Source organism: Methylobacterium sp. BTF04 (genome assembly GCF_010692745.1).
Taxonomy (GTDB): Bacteria; Pseudomonadota; Alphaproteobacteria; order Rhizobiales; family Beijerinckiaceae; genus Methylobacterium.
Map to the genome: position 1 here is coordinate 1 of NZ_JAAHTB010000061.1, position 16,006 is coordinate 16,006.

The 16,006-nt window shown below is 63.8% G+C and carries 13 protein-coding genes and 3 pseudogenes; 9 read left to right on the top strand and 7 right to left on the bottom strand.

Features of this window, described 5'->3' with window-relative positions:
• Positions 1-317: 317 nt before the first annotated feature.
• The 4 genes and pseudogenes from G3T14_RS21230 to G3T14_RS21250 all read right to left on the bottom strand — a co-directional run bounded on the left by G3T14_RS21230 (position 318) and on the right by G3T14_RS21250 (position 2,049).
• Positions 318-929, bottom strand: coding sequence for a heme-binding protein (locus tag G3T14_RS21230; RefSeq protein WP_163644521.1), 612 nt, complete (start codon positions 927-929; stop codon positions 318-320).
• Positions 930-1,148: 219 nt separating this feature from the next.
• Positions 1,149-1,298, bottom strand: a pseudogene (locus tag G3T14_RS21240) (IS5/IS1182 family transposase); the annotation flags it as partial.
• 144 nt (positions 1,299-1,442) lie between these two features.
• Positions 1,443-1,772: a type II toxin-antitoxin system RelE/ParE family toxin gene (locus tag G3T14_RS21245; protein WP_163644522.1), complete on the bottom strand. Its 330-nt coding sequence runs from the start codon at positions 1,770-1,772 to the stop codon at positions 1,443-1,445.
• On the bottom strand, positions 1,759-2,049 hold the full coding sequence (locus G3T14_RS21250; RefSeq protein ID WP_163644523.1) for a ribbon-helix-helix protein, CopG family: 291 nt from the start codon (positions 2,047-2,049) through the stop codon (positions 1,759-1,761). The genes G3T14_RS21245 and G3T14_RS21250 overlap by 14 nt, the downstream gene beginning before the upstream one ends.
• A 619-nt stretch (positions 2,050-2,668) precedes the next feature.
• Here G3T14_RS21250 and G3T14_RS21260 point away from each other — a divergent pair.
• The 3 genes from G3T14_RS21260 to G3T14_RS21270 all read left to right on the top strand — a co-directional run bounded on the left by G3T14_RS21260 (position 2,669) and on the right by G3T14_RS21270 (position 6,561).
• Positions 2,669-3,151 carry an Hsp20 family protein gene (locus G3T14_RS21260; RefSeq protein WP_163644524.1) on the top strand — a complete coding sequence of 161 codons (483 nt, stop codon included), beginning with the start codon at positions 2,669-2,671 and terminating at the stop codon, positions 3,149-3,151.
• Positions 3,152-3,271: 120 nt separating this feature from the next.
• Positions 3,272-3,760, top strand: a complete 489-nt coding sequence (locus G3T14_RS21265; protein ID WP_163644525.1) for a hypothetical protein — start codon at positions 3,272-3,274, stop codon at positions 3,758-3,760.
• Between the two features lie 1,103 nt (positions 3,761-4,863).
• Positions 4,864-6,561: a cache domain-containing protein gene (locus tag G3T14_RS21270; protein WP_246733479.1), complete on the top strand. Its 1,698-nt coding sequence runs from the start codon at positions 4,864-4,866 to the stop codon at positions 6,559-6,561.
• Positions 6,562-6,715: 154 nt separating this feature from the next.
• On the opposite strand, the gene G3T14_RS21275 is transcribed toward G3T14_RS21270, so the two are convergent.
• On the bottom strand, positions 6,716-7,624 hold the full coding sequence (locus tag G3T14_RS21275) for an NmrA family NAD(P)-binding protein (RefSeq protein ID WP_163644526.1): 909 nt from the start codon (positions 7,622-7,624) through the stop codon (positions 6,716-6,718).
• The gene (locus G3T14_RS24780; protein ID WP_204262986.1) at positions 7,621-7,797 is read right to left on the bottom strand and encodes a hypothetical protein; all 177 of its coding nucleotides are present in this window, start codon (positions 7,795-7,797) and stop codon (positions 7,621-7,623) included. Before G3T14_RS24780 ends, G3T14_RS21275 begins: the two co-directional genes overlap by 4 nt.
• A gap of 350 nt (positions 7,798-8,147) precedes the next feature.
• On the opposite strand from G3T14_RS24780, the gene G3T14_RS21285 reads away from it, so the two are divergent.
• Genes G3T14_RS21285 through G3T14_RS21300 form a run of 4 tightly spaced genes read left to right on the top strand, consistent with a single transcriptional unit; the run spans position 8,148 to position 11,865 of the window.
• On the top strand, positions 8,148-8,957 hold the full coding sequence (locus G3T14_RS21285; RefSeq protein ID WP_163644531.1) for an EAL domain-containing protein: 810 nt from the start codon (positions 8,148-8,150) through the stop codon (positions 8,955-8,957).
• Between the two features lie 31 nt (positions 8,958-8,988).
• Complete coding sequence (locus tag G3T14_RS21290) at positions 8,989-9,345, top strand: phosphonate transporter (RefSeq protein ID WP_163644527.1); 357 nt, start codon at positions 8,989-8,991, stop codon at positions 9,343-9,345.
• 7 nt (positions 9,346-9,352) lie between these two features.
• Positions 9,353-10,645: a sensor domain-containing diguanylate cyclase gene (locus tag G3T14_RS21295; protein ID WP_163644528.1), complete on the top strand. Its 1,293-nt coding sequence runs from the start codon at positions 9,353-9,355 to the stop codon at positions 10,643-10,645.
• Positions 10,646-10,653: 8 nt separating this feature from the next.
• Positions 10,654-11,865 (top strand): AMP-binding protein, encoded by a 1,212-nt coding sequence (locus G3T14_RS21300; RefSeq protein WP_163644529.1) that lies wholly within the window; start codon positions 10,654-10,656, stop codon positions 11,863-11,865.
• Positions 11,866-12,349: 484 nt separating this feature from the next.
• Here the strand turns inward: G3T14_RS21300 and G3T14_RS21305 are convergent, their stop codons facing one another.
• A complete protein-coding gene (locus G3T14_RS21305; protein ID WP_246733480.1) occupies positions 12,350-14,374 on the bottom strand; it encodes a LysM peptidoglycan-binding domain-containing protein in 2,025 nt (674 codons plus the stop codon).
• A 1,062-nt stretch (positions 14,375-15,436) separates the two neighbouring features.
• Here G3T14_RS21305 and G3T14_RS24785 point away from each other — a divergent pair.
• Together G3T14_RS24785 and G3T14_RS21310 are read left to right on the top strand one after the other, a co-directional pair.
• A pseudogene (locus G3T14_RS24785) lies at positions 15,437-15,529 on the top strand (IS5/IS1182 family transposase); the annotation flags it as partial.
• 4 nt (positions 15,530-15,533) lie between these two features.
• A pseudogene (locus G3T14_RS21310) lies at positions 15,534-15,653 on the top strand (IS5/IS1182 family transposase); the annotation flags it as partial.
• Positions 15,654-16,006 lie beyond the last annotated feature (353 nt).

Consider the following 16,006-nt stretch of genomic DNA (forward strand, 5'->3'; position numbering starts at 1 on the left):
CGAACTCGCAGGCGCTGACCACCCGTCAGTCGCTCGGCATCTCGGCCCTCTCGCTGGCCAACCAGGCGCAGCAGGGCGTGCTCCAGCTCCTCCGCTAAGCGGCCTGATCCGACCAAGCAAAACCACGGCGGCCGGAGCATCGCTCCGGCCGTTTTCTTTTTTTAATCACGGCCGGTGGAGCTGTGTTTCAGCGTGCAGCTTTAGGTCGTCCGCGCTTTCGGTGCTGTCGGGTGGATCAGTGGCCGCCGCTATGATGGCGGAGACACAACCCCTGCACCTGGCCCCCTCGCAACGCGCTCGGAGCGAGGTCGACCGGCTTACGATGAGCGAGACGGTAGTCGCACCGCGACCTCGTTCCGGCGCAGGAAAGGCACCGAGAAGGGCGGATCATAGCCCATGAAGACGGGCTGATCCGCTGGCTTCCGTCCGGCGGCCTCCAGCACCGTCGTCAGGATCCGGGCCTGTTCATCCCTCGCCTCAGGCGACGCACCACCGGTGAAACGCAGAACGGCCAGCCGTTCGGAAGGAATTCGGACCAGACGGACACCGGGCTCGGTCGGTTCCGGCGCACCGGCTTCGGCGACCGCCCGCGGCAGGTAGAACCGCATCGTTCCCTGGCCGCCCTGCTCGACCGGGACCGTCATGGCGATGAGGCGGCCCTTGCTTTCGACGGGCGTGGTCATGGCGATGCGCTGGTCGCCGCCATTCGCTCCGGTGATGTACCGGAACAGCCGGCCGAACGCTTCCCCGTCCTGTTGTCCCCTGGCGTCCGTCTCGACGGCCATGCGCCCCTCGTAGGCCCGGATTTCGACCCCGCGGTCGAGACGCTCGACGATTGCGTAACGCGGCTCTTCGTAGGTGCCGCGGATGCCGACGACCGATAGGGCGGACTCAAGCAACGTGACGAGGTAGTAGAAGAACTTGTCCATGGCCTACCAGGGTGTTGAAGAAGTCGGCCAAGGGCGGGCGCCGAAGGGGATTGCGTCACCGCGGTGGATACGGAGTTCGCCTTGAAGTGAGCCGTCGGCCTGGAGCTTGGCCGATCCGGAGCCGCAGACCGCGTCCATCTCGTCGTTGCCGGTCCAGTCGAACGCGATGGTGACGTGATCCCCCCTGCGGCCGGCCCCGCCGGTGAAGGCCCCGGTGGTCGCATACAGCCCCGAAAACGCCCCGCTCAGTGCCGCCAGCGTCTCATCCGTGAGCGGCCGGATTGTTCGCAGCGGAGGAACTGCCCGGACCCGAGCCTCCAGGGCCCCATACAAGAACAACGTCTCCGAACGCTGATCCGAGCCCCGCATTTGCCTTTCCCGCCCGCTGCCAGGAGGGAGTGAATCATGCCAAGCCCCGGCACGCCACGGACTTTTTCAACAGAATGCGAGCGGGTACGGCCCGCAGAGGACGCCCCACCTCCATCAAGGACGACGGTTCGCGAGCTTGGTCGGTTACGCCTCGTCTTCCGGCGGCTCGCCGCGATACAGGGCCTCGAAGTCCCGTCCGCCATAGAACACGTTGGTGATCAGAACCCGGTCCTTCTCGACCTGGTAGGCGATGACGGCCGTGCGCTCGAACGGCACCGTCCGCAAGCCGGGCTCCAGGTCATCGCGGGGACGGCCAGCATGGGGCGCATCACCAACGCGTTCGCATCGGCCGATCAACCGATCCAGAAAACGGCGGGCGACGTGGGGCGCGCGACTCGCTTCGTAGACCCAGCGGTAGATCTGTCGGAGGTCGTGGTCGGCTTCCGCGCCAATCTCAACCTTAAGACGCCTCATGCCGGTGCGCCTTCACGGTTTCGTCGTGAAGGGCCTCGATGTTCCCCCTGGCCTCCTCGAGGCTGAGGGCTGGCCGAGGATCGTCCAGGGAGCGCCGGATGCGGGAGCGGATGACGTTCAGCCGTTCGGCGTCTTCCAGGCGCTGACGCTGCCAGACGCGCACGGCGTCGCGCATGACTTCGCTGGTGGAGGCGTACTCGCCAGCCTCGACGCTCTCACGCACAGCGCGGAGCAGGTCGGGGGTCATGGTGACGCTGATCTTTTCAGCCGGCTGCATGGTCGGTCGCTTTCCTCGGCATCTTATGACGGTAGCATAAAATCGCACCTGATAAATAGGAAGTTATGTGCTGCCCCATGCCCGGAAGACAAGGCTCCCGCTCAAACGGGCGGGGCAGGGGCCGTGGCACCCTGTTGGATGTACGATTGAACCACCGCCTGTCAGATCAGGCTTAAATGGCAGCGTACATGGCACTATATCAAATGGAGACCAGGGAGTTTCTGGATGCCCGTGGCGGCAGCCCGTTCGCCAGCTGGTTTGATGACTTGGACGCTCAGGCTGCGCCCCGGATTTGTCTTCCCCGCCCGCTGTCAGGAGGGAAGTGGATCCCGCCAAGCCCCAGTAGGCCACGGACTTTTTCAACAGCCTGCTAGGCATCCCTTAATCATGGGTTGAAAGTGGTCATCGGTCGAAAGCGCGAAGTCCGTGATCGGGTTTCGAACGTCGTGTGCGCCGGCGCGACCCTCGATTTTTCACACCATAAAAGATCTGCAACCAACCGGAACCGCGTCCAGACATCCACGTTTCACGCGTGCGAGGCCCGAATGGGCTCGCCCACGGCGCCGGACATGGTGTCCGGTGACCTTCGTCATCACGTTGCTCCGAGGAGAATGTGGTCATGAGGACCTTTGATTTCGCCCCGCTCTATCGCTCGTCCGTCGGCTTCGACCGACTTGTCGCCTTGCTCGACCAGTCCGCCCGGGTCGAGACATCCATGACCTGGCCGCCCTACAACATCGAGAAGGTGGCGGAGGATGCGTACCGCATCACCATGGCGGTCGCCGGCTTCTCCCAGGACGAGATCGACCTGACCCAGCACGCCACCACCCTTCAGGTCACGGGCCAGAAAGGGGATCCGAGCGGTGAGCGGGAGTACCTGCATCGCGGCCTCGCGGCGCGGGCCTTCCGCCAAACCTTCAATCTGGCCGACCATGTGACGGTCACCGGCGCGAGCCTGGAAAACGGGCTGCTGACCGTGGACCTCGAGCGTGAGGTGCCGGAGGCGCTCAAGCCACGTCGGATCGCCATCGGCGACGCGCAGGCCGCCATCGGTCAGGACAACGCCCAGGCGCAGGTGGAGAACCACGCCAAGGCCGCCTAGACCCGCGCCGGCCGAAAAACTGACGTCGACCCTCGGGGGCTGTCGGGCCCCCGAGGGGGCTCGTTTCGATCCCTTGCCTCGCATCCCCTCTTGCCTCGCATCCCCTTGAGAGGTTCAATCATGTCGAAGATGGAGACGCACGACTTACATTCCGGTCCGCTGAACCCAGCCAACCCACACCCGGCCTCCTTTGAGGCTTGGCAGGCCATCGTCGCCCCGGGAGACGTGTTTCGTCACCCGCGTGACGTGCTGGCGCATCCCGGCCTCACCGATGGGGAGAAACGGACGATCCTGGCATCTTGGGTATCGGATGCGCACGCTCTCGAGAACGCGCCCGGCCTGCGCTGCTTGAGTGGAAGCCGGGCCGAGCCGGTATCCGTCGACGCCTTGCTGGTCGCGCTAGCCGAACTTGACCGCGGTATCTCGGAAAAAGCCGCTGCCCAGACCCATCGGGCACCGCGTCGACGCAGGCGCCGGTTGGCGAACCTCGGCTGGCACATCCGCCGAGGTCGGCGAGACGATGACGACGATCCGCCCCCATGCCCGGCGACGATCCTGCCGCGCCCGAGGGCCCCGTCTGGTGCAGGTGCCACCGCCGTGCCGGCGTGACGTCAACCCGTGCCGCTCCGGGCCTTCTCCGGAGAAGGGCACGAGCGGGCAGGAACGGCTCGGATGCCGCCGCCAGGAAGGCGGCGGCATCGCCATGTCCCGCACAGTTTTCGGCGTTCCGTCCAAGAGTGCCGCGCCAGGCCAAGAGTGCCGCGCCAAGCCAAGAGTGCTGCGCCAGGCCAAGAGTGCTGCGTCAGGCCAAGAGTGCCGCGTCAGGCCAAGAGTGCCGCGCCAGGCATGGGTTCCCCACTGCCGGGTCGAAGGCCGACACTCTGGAAAGCGATCGTCTATTTGGGAAACGGGTCTGTCGGTCCGAGTGACGACCATGGCGCCCGCCTTAGTCTCACCTTGTCCAGCCGATCGAGGTCAAACCCGCGCCACCACATGCCGGGACCAGACATCTGACTTCGCACCTGCGCCACCGAATGGGGACCGGCCACGACACACGAAGATAATCTTCGATTTAGTTAATTAATCCTATCAGTTAAAGACCGCGCGATGCGAAATCTTGCTCACGGCTATAAAATAAGCCCGACAATAAAATAATCGCACAATGCATTCGCCAGAAATATAGTTTTTATATGTTGAAATAAATATTCACAGCACGTTTCGCACTCGTGCGAATAAATACATATACTTATAAATCAAATTAAGTACAGCTATCTATTTTTACAATTATAGCGCGTTTATTTGTTTCCGTGGCGATAGTCTATCGTCTAGATATAGCTATTTTATCTGCGGCAAATAAGCATGCACCGGTCGGGCGGAAGGTCCGTTCGGTGAAAATCAAGGCATGCCGCGAGGCAGGCGCCCGCTCCGCCGCGATACGAATTATCAAACTTTCGCAATCGGATAGCCGATTTTTCGCGCTTTAGGAAGTTTCGAAGCTAGAGCACATTTGTTAGTCCTACGCATCCCTGCCGCTTGCTGAGCTTATACTTTAATTAACAGCAGAGCGCTCACTATCCTGCCGAGGCCGACGACGTCCAGGCAAGCGCTTGTGTGTCGTGCAGGCGCGCGATCGATGTCCAACGGCTTGCACCTCGCAAGCAACCTGCCCTGGCAGGCAAAGCGGGCCGGCCCTACATTTTCAAGGTCCAGACATGATGACCCGTCGGATGCAGCTTCCAATACTTTCATTCCCGGCTCGGGTTAGCCTCACGAGCACCGTCCTGCTGATCCTGGCTGCATTGAGTGTTGCGGGCTTGATCCTGTTCGATCTCCGCAGCGAGATGTCTCGGCGTGCCGCTGACGCGCTCGACAGCAACCTGCGCTTGCTTCAGCGCTCTCTCACAGATCAGGGCGGGTCGACTGGCTTCGCTCTCGTCAACGGTCACCTGCAGGTCGGATCCCATGTCATTGGTGCAGCTGATGTAGCCGTTGATCGTGTCCGTGAGATCATCGGAGGAACGGCCACGGTCTTCCAGGGCGACACGCGGATTGCCACCAATGTGCTGAAGCCGGATGGTAGCCGCGGTGTCGGCACCAAGCTGGCGCCGGGACCTGTCTATGAGGCCGTCTTGACCCAGGGTCAGACCTACCGGGGTGAAGCCAACATACTTGGGGTGCCTTACCTGGCGACCTATGAACCGATCCGGGAGGCCTCGGGCCGAGTCATCGGTATTCTGTACGTCGGAGTGAAGAAGGCCGATTACTTTTCCACCCTGGATCGGATGATGGAGCGCGCCGCCAGCGCGACCCTCATCATCGCCCTTGCGAGCGCTGCCGTCCTCTGGTTCGCGCTCCGTCGCGCCATGAAGCCCCTGACGCTGCTCAACGGCACCATGCGGCAACTCGCTCAGGGGGACCTCGCCGCGGTTGTGCCCGGCACACGCCGTAAGGACGAGATCGGCGTGATGACGGCCTCCGTGCAGGTGTTCAAGGACGATCTGATCCGCAGCCGAGCGCTGGAGGCAGAGACGGCGCAAGCGCGGCTCGTCGCCGAGGAACAGCGTAAGATCGGGATGCGGCAGATGGCCGACGGTTTCGAGGCTGCAGTCGGTGGCATCATCGGCCGGGTGTCCTCGTCGGCTACCGAGTTGCAGGCAACCGCTCAGACAATGAACGCCACGGCCACGGAAACAGCCAGCCAGTCGACTACTGTCGCGGCCGCTGCGGAGGAAGCCGCTGCCAACGTCAACACCGTCGCGGCGGCGGCCGAGGAGTTGGGGTCGTCGGTGCAGGAGATCGGTCGACAGGTCGCCGGTTCCGCCGAGATGGCGCAACGTGCGGTGCACGAAGCCGACCAGACCGGAACGTTGGTTCAGGAACTCAGCACAGCGGTTTCCCGGATCGGCGACGTGGTGGGTTTGATCTCGGACATCGCTGGGCAGACCAACCTGCTCGCGCTCAACGCCACCATCGAGGCGGCACGGGCTGGCGAGGCCGGACGCGGCTTCGCGGTCGTCGCCGCTGAGGTGAAGGCCCTCGCCGGGCAGACCGCTAAGGCGACGAGCGAGATCTCGGGGCAGATCGCCCGGATCCAGGCATCGACGGGACAAGCGGTGACGTCGATCGGCGGCATCACTGGACGGATTCGACAGATCAGCGGCGTCGCGACCTCGATCGCGGCCGCCGTCGAGGAGCAGGGCGCCGCCACCCAGGAAATCGTCAGGAACGTCAGTCAGGCGGCGATCGGCACGGGTGAGGTCACCAGCAATATCGCCGGCGTGGCCGGTGCTGCTGAGGAAACCGGGGCGGCGGCGAGCCAAGTTTTAGGGGCGGCTTCGGACTTGTCGCGTCAGTCCGAACATCTGGCCGCCGAGGTTGGGCGCTTCCTCGAGACCGTGCGCGCAGCGTGATCCTGATCGGTCGGCTTTCGCGATCTTGAATACGCGCCGTCGCCTACTCCGACGCTTCGTTTGGATGCGCCCTCACGCCGTGTGGACGCCCCCTCGCGAGGCGTCCACACGGCGTGGTCGAAGAGGATAGACGCCGGGACGCGCAAGCCCCCCGTCACCGCGCCGACAGGACCTCCCGCACCGTGGTCCAGCGCATCCCCGGGTAGCGGTCGTTGTCGAGCGGCCCGAGCTTGCCATCGCCGCTGTACATGTCGCGCATGTACTGCATGCCTTGCCAGGGCGGAAACACGTCGTCCTTTCCCGGCGCCACCAGTCGGGTGAGCTTGATCATCCCCCCAAGCAAACCGATACCGCCGACCCGGAGCGTCTTGAAAGGTCGGCCGGCGACAGCGCCGGCAGATGCTGCCAAGTCCCGAGCCGAGGTGACTTCCCCGGCAATCCGCAGCGTCCGGGGCGGGGTCGGGTCCATCGCGACGGCCGCGGTGTAGGCGGCCGTATCGTCCATCGTCGTGAAATCGACGGGCTGATCGGCGTCGCCCCAATGAATGACGCGCCGCGGCCCGAACAGAATGAACGGCGCCTGCCCGGTCAGCATGTCCATGAAGGCGCCGTTGAGGATCGAGGTCGCCTGGATCGGCGCGCCATCGAGCCGCTCCTTGAACGCCCGTCGCAGGTCCATGTTGCGGTTCGATCCCGGCGGCGTCCGCGTGAAGTCCAAGGAGAAATCCGAGGGAATGAAGCGCGGTACACCGGCGGCCACCGCGGCATCCAGGAGCACCGACTGCGTGCCGAGGATCGTGTGCTGAAGCCCATTGAGGGCAGAGACCAAACAATCGACGCCGAGGCAGGCCGCGGTAACCTGCGCCACATCGTCGAGGTCCACGTCGCGGATCTCGACGCCCAACGCCGTCAAGGGCTCCACGCGGACCGGAGCGGTTCCCAGCCGGATCGCCGCCGTCACGCTGGCCCCGCGCTCTCGCAGCTCGCGTGCGATCCGCAGGCCGAGGCCGCCGGTCGCGCCTGCGAGGAGGATCCGATGAGGGATTGAGGTCGGGCTGTTCATGTCTTGGACTTCCCACCCTTCCTGCCGAGCTCGGCTTGCGCCGCTGAGGACGTACGCGGGTTGTCCTTGCCCTCCTTGGCCGCTTTGGCATTCGCCTTCTTTGCCGTCGCGCTGCCCTTGCCCTTCCCGTTGCCCTGGCCCTTCCCGTTGCCCTGGCCCTTGGTCTCCGTCATCGCATTCCTCCCCGTCGTCCAACGGCAATGGACGCGACCGGTCTCGGTTCCGACGCGGCCTCCCTTCAAGGCGCAGTGCCAGAGTTTTCGCGGTGCGACTGGCAAGATGGCGCCAGAGCCCGATCACGGCGAGGCCAGCGACGAGGGGTCGGGCAAACTCTTCGGCATCGTGCGGCCGTCTCGGAGAGCCCTCGTTTCCCGTGAAGCGCCTCGGCCCGGACCGGCAACGCCGAGCTCGCCCGAACGCCGACATCACGAAGTGTCGCATGCAATACGATAGGTTTCCGCGCTTTACGGTGGCTTCATAACCTCACGTGTAGCTAGTGGAGCAGAGTGAGAGGCGTTGTTCGATGAGCCGAGTTGGATGTCAGGGCTGCCGGGACGGCGAACGACTACCTTTTTCCTTCACGATGGCCTTTCACCCGATCGTCGACGCCGAGTCCAACAAGATCTGGGGCTATGAAGCCTTGGTCCGCGGCACCGAAGGGCAGGGGGCCGGCGACATCCTCGCGCAAGTCGACGAGGCCAATCGCTACAAGTTCGACCAGGCTTGTCGCGTGAAGGCGATCGAATTGGCCGGAAGCCTGTTCTCTGACCGTGCGACCCGGCTTTCGATTAACTTCATGCCAAATGCGGTCTACGAGCCCGCAGCCTGCATCCGGGCCACACTCGAAGCCGCCCATCGCGTCGGCTTTCCGCACGAACAGATCATGTTCGAATTCACCGAGAACGAGCGGATGGTGGACGTCGCGCATGTCAGACGGATTGTCGCGGAGTATCGCAAGCAGGGCTTCCTGACCGCGCTCGACGATTTCGGCGCCGGCTACGCCGGGCTCAACCTGCTCGCGAACCTGCAGCCCGATTTGATCAAGCTCGATATGGAGTTGATCCGTGGCATCGCGAACTCGCCAGCGCGCCAGACCATCATCGCCTGCGTCACCACCATGGCGCGTCAGCTCGGTGTGACGGTTCTGGCGGAAGGCGTCGAGACTGAGGCCGAGCTCTCGGCGTTGCGCTCGGCGGGGATACGCCTTTTCCAAGGCTATCTCTTCGCCAAGCCGGCGATCGAACGCCTGCCGGACGTTCGTTTCCCAGGGCTCGACGACCTGTCCGGCGAGACGGGATCTGGGTCCGTGACAGTGTCGTCTAAAGCCGCCTGATCTCATCAGCCTGTCGATCGAGTAGCGAACCATGCCGACTTTCGAGACCGTCACCCTCCCTGAACTCGTCGCCTTCGACGCGGATCAGTTCGACGCGCTCCCCTTCGGCGCGGTCGGCTTCACATCCGACGACATCGTCGAACTCTACAACGCCACCGAGTCCCGATTGGCGGGTTTGCCACGCGATTCCGTTGTCGGCGCCCCGTACTTCGCGGTGACGGCTCAGTGCATGAACAACTTCATGGTGGCCCAACGCTTCGCGGACGAGCCCGAGTTGGACGTGATCATCGACTACGTGCTGACGTTGCGGATGCGGCCGACCCGCGTCAGGCTCCGGCTCCTGAAGAAGTCCGATGTGTCCCTTCGATTTCTGTTGATCGAGCGCTGAGATCACCATGTTGACGGATCTTGAGGCTGAGAACACCGCCCTTCTGCAATTCCTCTATGCCTGTCCGACGGGCCTGATCGAGTTCGCCGCCGATGGCACCGTCGGCATGGCAAACCCGATTGCGATGCAACTGCTGCTTCCGATCTCGGGGGCCCCCTTCGTCACGAACCTGTTCGAGGCGCTCTCCTCCTGCGCACCCGACCTCCGGAACCTGCTCGACGCATTCGAGCCCGGGCACGGCACCGTGTGCGAGGGGCACCGGATCTTCGTCGGTGGCGGCAAGGGCCGTGCGACCGTCCTTGCGTGTACCATCGTCAAGATGTCGGCCGAGCGCTACATCGCGACGCTCGGCGATATCAGCAAGCAAGTCGTGCAAGAGCGTCGGCTGAAGGAAGCCGAGACTTGGTTCGCCTCCCTCCTCGACGGTATCGACGATGTCGCGGTGATGTCGCTGGATGAGGCCGGCCGGATCGACGCGGTCACCCCGTCCATCCTGCGTCAGACCGCTCTCGCGCCAGAAAATCTGATTGGTCTCCCCCTTGAAGCGATCGAGCGGCCCGACGCCGTCTCGTCGGCGCCATCGGTGGGCGAGGCTCTCGTCACGGCGCAGCGCGATGGGTGGCACCTGTACGAAGGGTGGCACGTCCACGGCACCTGCGAACGCTACTGGTGTCAGCGCCTCGTCACGGTCCGCCACGATCAGGATGGCGAAGGCGGTCAACTCGGATACACCGTGGTGCTGCGCGCTGTGACACGACAGGGACGCGATGCCACCGAGCTTCGCAACCTTTTGACCCGCGACCACCTGACCGGAGCCGGCAACCGGGCTCACTTCTTCGAAATGGCGGAGCGGGAGCTGGCCCGGTTTCGACGGTACGCGACGGGTTTTGCCATCGTCGCAATGGATATCGACCACTTCAAGCGTATCAACGACACCGAAGGCCATGCCGCCGGCGATGCGGTCCTTCAGGAACTCACGCGCCGCTGCAAGGCCGAGCTTCGGCCGCAGGACACCTTCGCGCGGCTCGGTGGCGAAGAATTCGGCATCCTGCTTCCGGGCGGTTCGCTCGACGAAGCGGTACGGATCGCCGAACGGGTTCGACGCGTCGTGTCCGAAGTCCCGTTCGCATTTGGCGGCAAGGGCCTGTCCGTCACCGCAAGTTTCGGCTGCGTCGCCCCTGAGACATCCGGGCAGGCCCTGGCCAACCTCATGGCTTCGGCCGACGAGGCGCTGTACCGTGCCAAACATGGCGGACGCGATCAGGTCGCTATCGCAGGTCGCAACCGGGCCGCAGCCTGAGAGAGTCGATGATGCTTTCGCGCCCTGCGATCGCCCGTGTCGTGCAAAGCCTTGTCTCGGCCGAACTGACAGCGACGCGTGGGCGTCGCGGTCAGGACTTTCCAAAGCCTCTGCGACAGCCCTGGCCAGAAAATCTTCGGCTCGGAGAGTCGCAAGGGACCGGCGAGACACTCGGCTGCGACTCGCTCGAACGCCTTTGGCTGGCGTCGGCGGTCAATGAAATGTTCCATTTGCACGAGTTGGCCGACGACACCGGCCTGCTTGCCGAAGTGACCTTCGGCGCCTGGGTCGACCGGGTGACGGCATCTTTGAACGGCGGTGTCGAGCGGATCACTTTTTCGACCTCCGGCTCCACCGGACGTCCGAAACGCGTCAGCCATACGTTCGTGTTCTTGCACGCGGAAATCCGCGCGCTGTCGTCTCGGTGGGATCGGCGCCGGCGGGTCGTCGCGCTGCTTCCGTCGCATCACATCTACGGCTTCCTCTTCACCGTTTGGCTGCCCGAGGCGCTCGGCATCGAAACCCTCGACGCCGCGAACTTTGGGCCCGGCGAACTGTCTCGGCAATTGCGGCCGGGCGATCTCGTGGTCACCTTCCCGGAGCGATGGAGCTGGCTTCAGCGCAGCCTCCCTCACTGGCCCGCAGACGTTGAGGGCGTGGTCTCGACGGCGCCATGTTCCGCGGAACTGATCGATGCGCTACGCGCGGATGGCCTGGACAGCATGACCGAGGTCTACGGTTCGACGGAGACCGCGGGCATCGCGATGCGTGAAGAGCCCAACGAGGCGTATCGGCTGATGCCACAATGGAGCTTTGCCGCCCCCCTGGACGAGGCTGCGCCAACGCTCATCCATCGGTCCGGTCTGGAGGTCGCCTTGATGGATACGATTCAAAGGGCGGGACCCGACAGTTTCCGGCTGGCAGGCCGGAAAGACGGGATGGTGCAAGTCGGTGGGGTGAACGTCTCGCCGGACCGCATTGCTGCGCAACTCAGCGTCAGGCCGGGCGTCACCGAGGCGGCAGTCAGACTGATGCGACCCGAGGAAGGCACGCGCCTAAAAGCATTCGTCATTCCGGATTCGGGGCAAGACCCGGAGGTTCTCAGACGTAACCTGGAGGATTGGGCTGCCACTCAGCTGCCAGCGTCCGAGCGTCCAAAATCATTTACGATGGGCGATGCTCTGCCGAAAAATAGCTTAGGTAAAAATATCGATTGGTAGGTATCAGCTGCCGGTGGTTGCTATATTTATCCTAGTAGATTTTATGATAATATCAATTTAAATATAAATAAGACTCGTCTCTTAATAACATAACGAATGCCTGCTTTCGAGGACTACGTCGATCAGCTGCGATGGCGAGTTCGGTTCGATCGCAGCGGATGCTCACCATCAGCAAACCGGTCGTTTGCCCAAACTCATGTGAGGCTTGGCCTGAGCAAACGCCCCTGACTCCCGCGGGAAGGAGCAGTTCGGCGGCATGGCTATACCGGAGATCCCGGCGGCTCACGCAGCGGGAGGACGAGACCGGTCTCAGACACCGTCGAACAGGGGTTCATCCGCATTTTCGGTGCTATTCGGCGTTCAAGGCGTCGTTTACTCCAGTTGCAGCTTCTCCTGGCCGTTGATCATGCTGCTTGGAGCACCCGCTACGGCGGCCACGACATCGGTGATGGTCTTCGCGAATGGGGTCAGGGTTACGCCCGCCTCATCCGCGTTTCCCGTCCTGCACGGCGTCGATGGTGTCCTCGTTCGGCAATACGAAGACCTGACCGGGATAGATCAGGTCCGGGTCGCGGATCTGGTCCTGGTTTGCGTCGTAAATCGCCGTGTACCGGTCGCCCTCGCCGTAGGTCCGCCGGCTGATCGACCAGAGGCTGTCGCCGCGCTCGATCCGCGCGGTTCTGACCTCGGGGACGAAGACTGCGGCAGGATCCGGCTCGGTAACGGGCGTGGCCTCCCTGGATGCCGTCGCCGGGGACATCGAAGACGAATCCTGCGGCATGTCCGATGCGCCCATAGGCCGGCCCTGTTGTGCAATGGGCGCCGGGACGGAGGCCGTCGGGCTCATTGCGTTCGGCAGCCCCTGCCTGTCCCCGTCCTTGTTCTGGGCCACCCTCGATCGGTCCGCGACCGATCCGTCCGTCGGGGCGGTGCGAGCGACCTCCGGAACGGAGAACGGCACTTCCACGCGGCTACGGACCTTGCCCGAGGCCGGGTCGACCTGATCGAGCCGGACCTTGTACTCCCCCGATTGGATGCCGCGGCCGATGCTGAAGGTTACGGTGCCGTCGCGTCCGATCCTGGCGGGAGCGATCAGGGTGTCGTTGAGGTAGAGCCGCACCGTGGCCCCGGCGGTCCCCTGACCTGTGACGAACAGCCGTCCGCCATCCTGCGCATCCACGCTGACGATCTTGGTGGGCGCTCCCTCCGCGCCTTCGGCGACCGCTCCCCTGGAAGGCGGGATCGCCGGCCCATCCATAGAGCCGGACCTGGGACTGGCGGGCATGGCGTCGGGCGTACCGCCGCCCAAGCCGCCCGCGACGGCGCTGTCGCCGCTCTTCGTCAGGCTTCGAGGCGAGGCGTCGCTCGCGGCAACTCCCCTCGGCGCGCCATCGCTCGACGCGTCGTCACCGGAACCGTGTCGGGGCGGCGCGCTTGCGCCGGCCATCGGCTGTCGGCCCGGTGAAGCCTGTTGTACCGGGCGGTAAGCCGTCTTCGGTGCGTCCGGTTGCGACAGGACCACGGTCGGCTTGTCGGGCGAGGACAAGGCCACCAGCGGCTTGGCATCGCGAGACGGCGACACGGCCACCGCGACGCTGTCCCGCGATTGCCGTACCGAGCCCCGACCATCGGTCACGCGAAGACCGACCTCGCTGTTCCCGGTCGGGAGCGCCGGGGGAACGATGGCGAACTGTCCGTTCGCATCGGCGACCACACTGGCCACAGGCTTGCCATCGACGAGCAGCTCCACTGTGCCGTTCGGGACCGCTCGTCCGGCGACGACCAGTTCGCCGTTCGGCTCGACGCGCACCGTGTCGAAGGTCGGCGCAATGCTGTCCGGTGTTCCGGCAGCCGTCGCTCCGCTTCGTTCGCCGAGTCCACCCTTCGCGCCCGGGGAGACCTTCGCGCCCGGGGAGACCATCGCGCCCGGGGAGATGGCTTCCGAGGTCTTCGCCTGGCGGGCGTCGGCATCCGAACGCGGCAGGGCCGCAGCCGGTTTGCTGCTGTCTCTGTCCGAGGCTGGGAGAGCCGACACCAGTCGCCTGAGGGCGCCCTCGCCGTCGAATACGACCAGGATCAGCCCGATCCCGAGGAGGAGGCCGACGAGAGCGATCGCGGACCCGCGACGATGCACGAGACGCACGGGCGTCCCGAGCGTTTTCGGCACCGGCATCGTGGCGCCTTTTCGGGTTCCGCGTCGGCTACGGAAGAGGGCGGCGAGCACGCTCACGACGATGAGCAGGATGGCAGGAAACACCCTGACGAGGGCGCGGCTCAGGCGGCTCAGCATATTGTTTTCGTTTCCCTCTGCCGCTGCGACTGCCGTCCGGTTTTCCGCGTCGTCGGGCAGCCAAACGCGGCGAGGCCGAGCAGAGCGAACGTGCAGTTGTCGTCGGCGTCGCGCACGGCGCGCTTCCCATCGGCAGTGCACCGCTGCAGGTGTCGTGGGCGCGATGCCGCCCGTCCTTGATTCGGCTGGGGCGCACACGGTGTCCTGGCATGGCCGCAAAGGTTCTCCGCGGCGCCCTGCGCCTTGCCGCCAAGGTCCCTGTCAAGGCCCGTGATGCGATCCGTATCAACCATGGGGCTCGTCTTGTTATTATCGCGGACAGTGTCAGCGGATGCGGCGTTGGACGGAATTCATAGCTTGGGAGTTGGTCTTCGGTCTCACACCGGACCCCGGCAACTTCCGATGAGACTTACCCTCGGCTTCGAGCTTGGGGTCGCCGACCAAATTTCCGATAGCCTCCTTCACCGAGCCTGGGAGCTTTTCCGAGGTATCGGTCGTCCTTTGCGCGCTCACGGGGTGCTCCGATGCCGGGGCACCAACGCACCCCTCAAGTGGACCGCTATTTCCGACGAGCAATGATGCGGATGCACCAGTAGAGGGGTTTTTATTCGCCAGTCACAGAAAGCGGGAACCCGCTGTCTCGGCTCCAAACGATGGCGTCGTCTCCGAGACCCCGGCGGATCAGGTCCAGGTTTCGGTGTGAAGACGCAACAACTCCGACGAATCAAGCGTCAGGTCATCGACGCGCAACCCATCGGACACTGCAGGTCCCGACGGGTGCGAGATCGGCGTTTGACGCCTCCTCGGTGGTGGCGAAGATCAACGCCCAAAAGCCCGACCCGACTCCGTCAGCACTGGAAGTGCGGATGAATCACGTTCTGATCGTTCATATTATGAAGGTTGTTATGCATCGCGGCCTTTCGCGAGGCCGCATGCTCGACGAGCGTCAAGCGTTTGAAATGGCTTAGGAGAAAATTGGTGGGCCCGACAGGACTCGATTTTCCACCAGCATACCGCAACAAATGCAAAGACTTAGCCGCCCGTCGGCAGTGCCGTGTTATGCACCTATGCCTGCATTCACAAGCTGTTTTTTTCATACCGCCGCATCAGGTACCGATCCGCGGTGTGCCGGTGATGGACTAGTGCATTGACGCGGTCGGAGGATTCACGAGGCGGGTGATGCATGCGAGTCTGAGAGCCCGTCCGATAAGTCCGCGATGGGTTGAGTGGCCGGGATGGCAGAGCTTCCAAGAGGGTGCTGAAGCCTGACCTGGAAGCGCCATGTGGACCCCGACCACCCGCCGGCATCATAGCCGTGCCAGACTGCGCTATGAAACCGATCTGACCGATGGTGAGTGGGCGGTGATCGCACCGCTGATGGATCAGCCGTAATCGCCGCCTCTGGAAAGATCCCGAGGCGACCCTCGCCTCAGCCCAGGCTTTCCTCTACGCAGCCGCCGTCATGATCCTCGTCCGAAGGCTGGGCCGAACAGAATGACTTATCGGACGGACTCTGAGCGAATCAACAATGATCTTGGATACAGCCCAGATAACTGCCGATGAGCAACTCAGGCCGAGCAAGCAAATAACAAAAGCAATACACGTTTCATAATAATCGAAGATAGTAATATTTCGCTTGGAAACGCATCTCGTAAGTATGGGATCGACGTTCGGAAGGTACGCCGTCGCGTTTAATGACGGCTGGACGCCAAGAGAGGCCGTTGGCCTTTATACTCGACAGCCCTCTAGTCGCGCCGAGACTTCTGCCACCGCCGACAATCCATCGAAGGGATCGTTGACATGACCTGTCGGACAACGACCGTCGACCGAGAGATCGGGCGCCTCATCGCC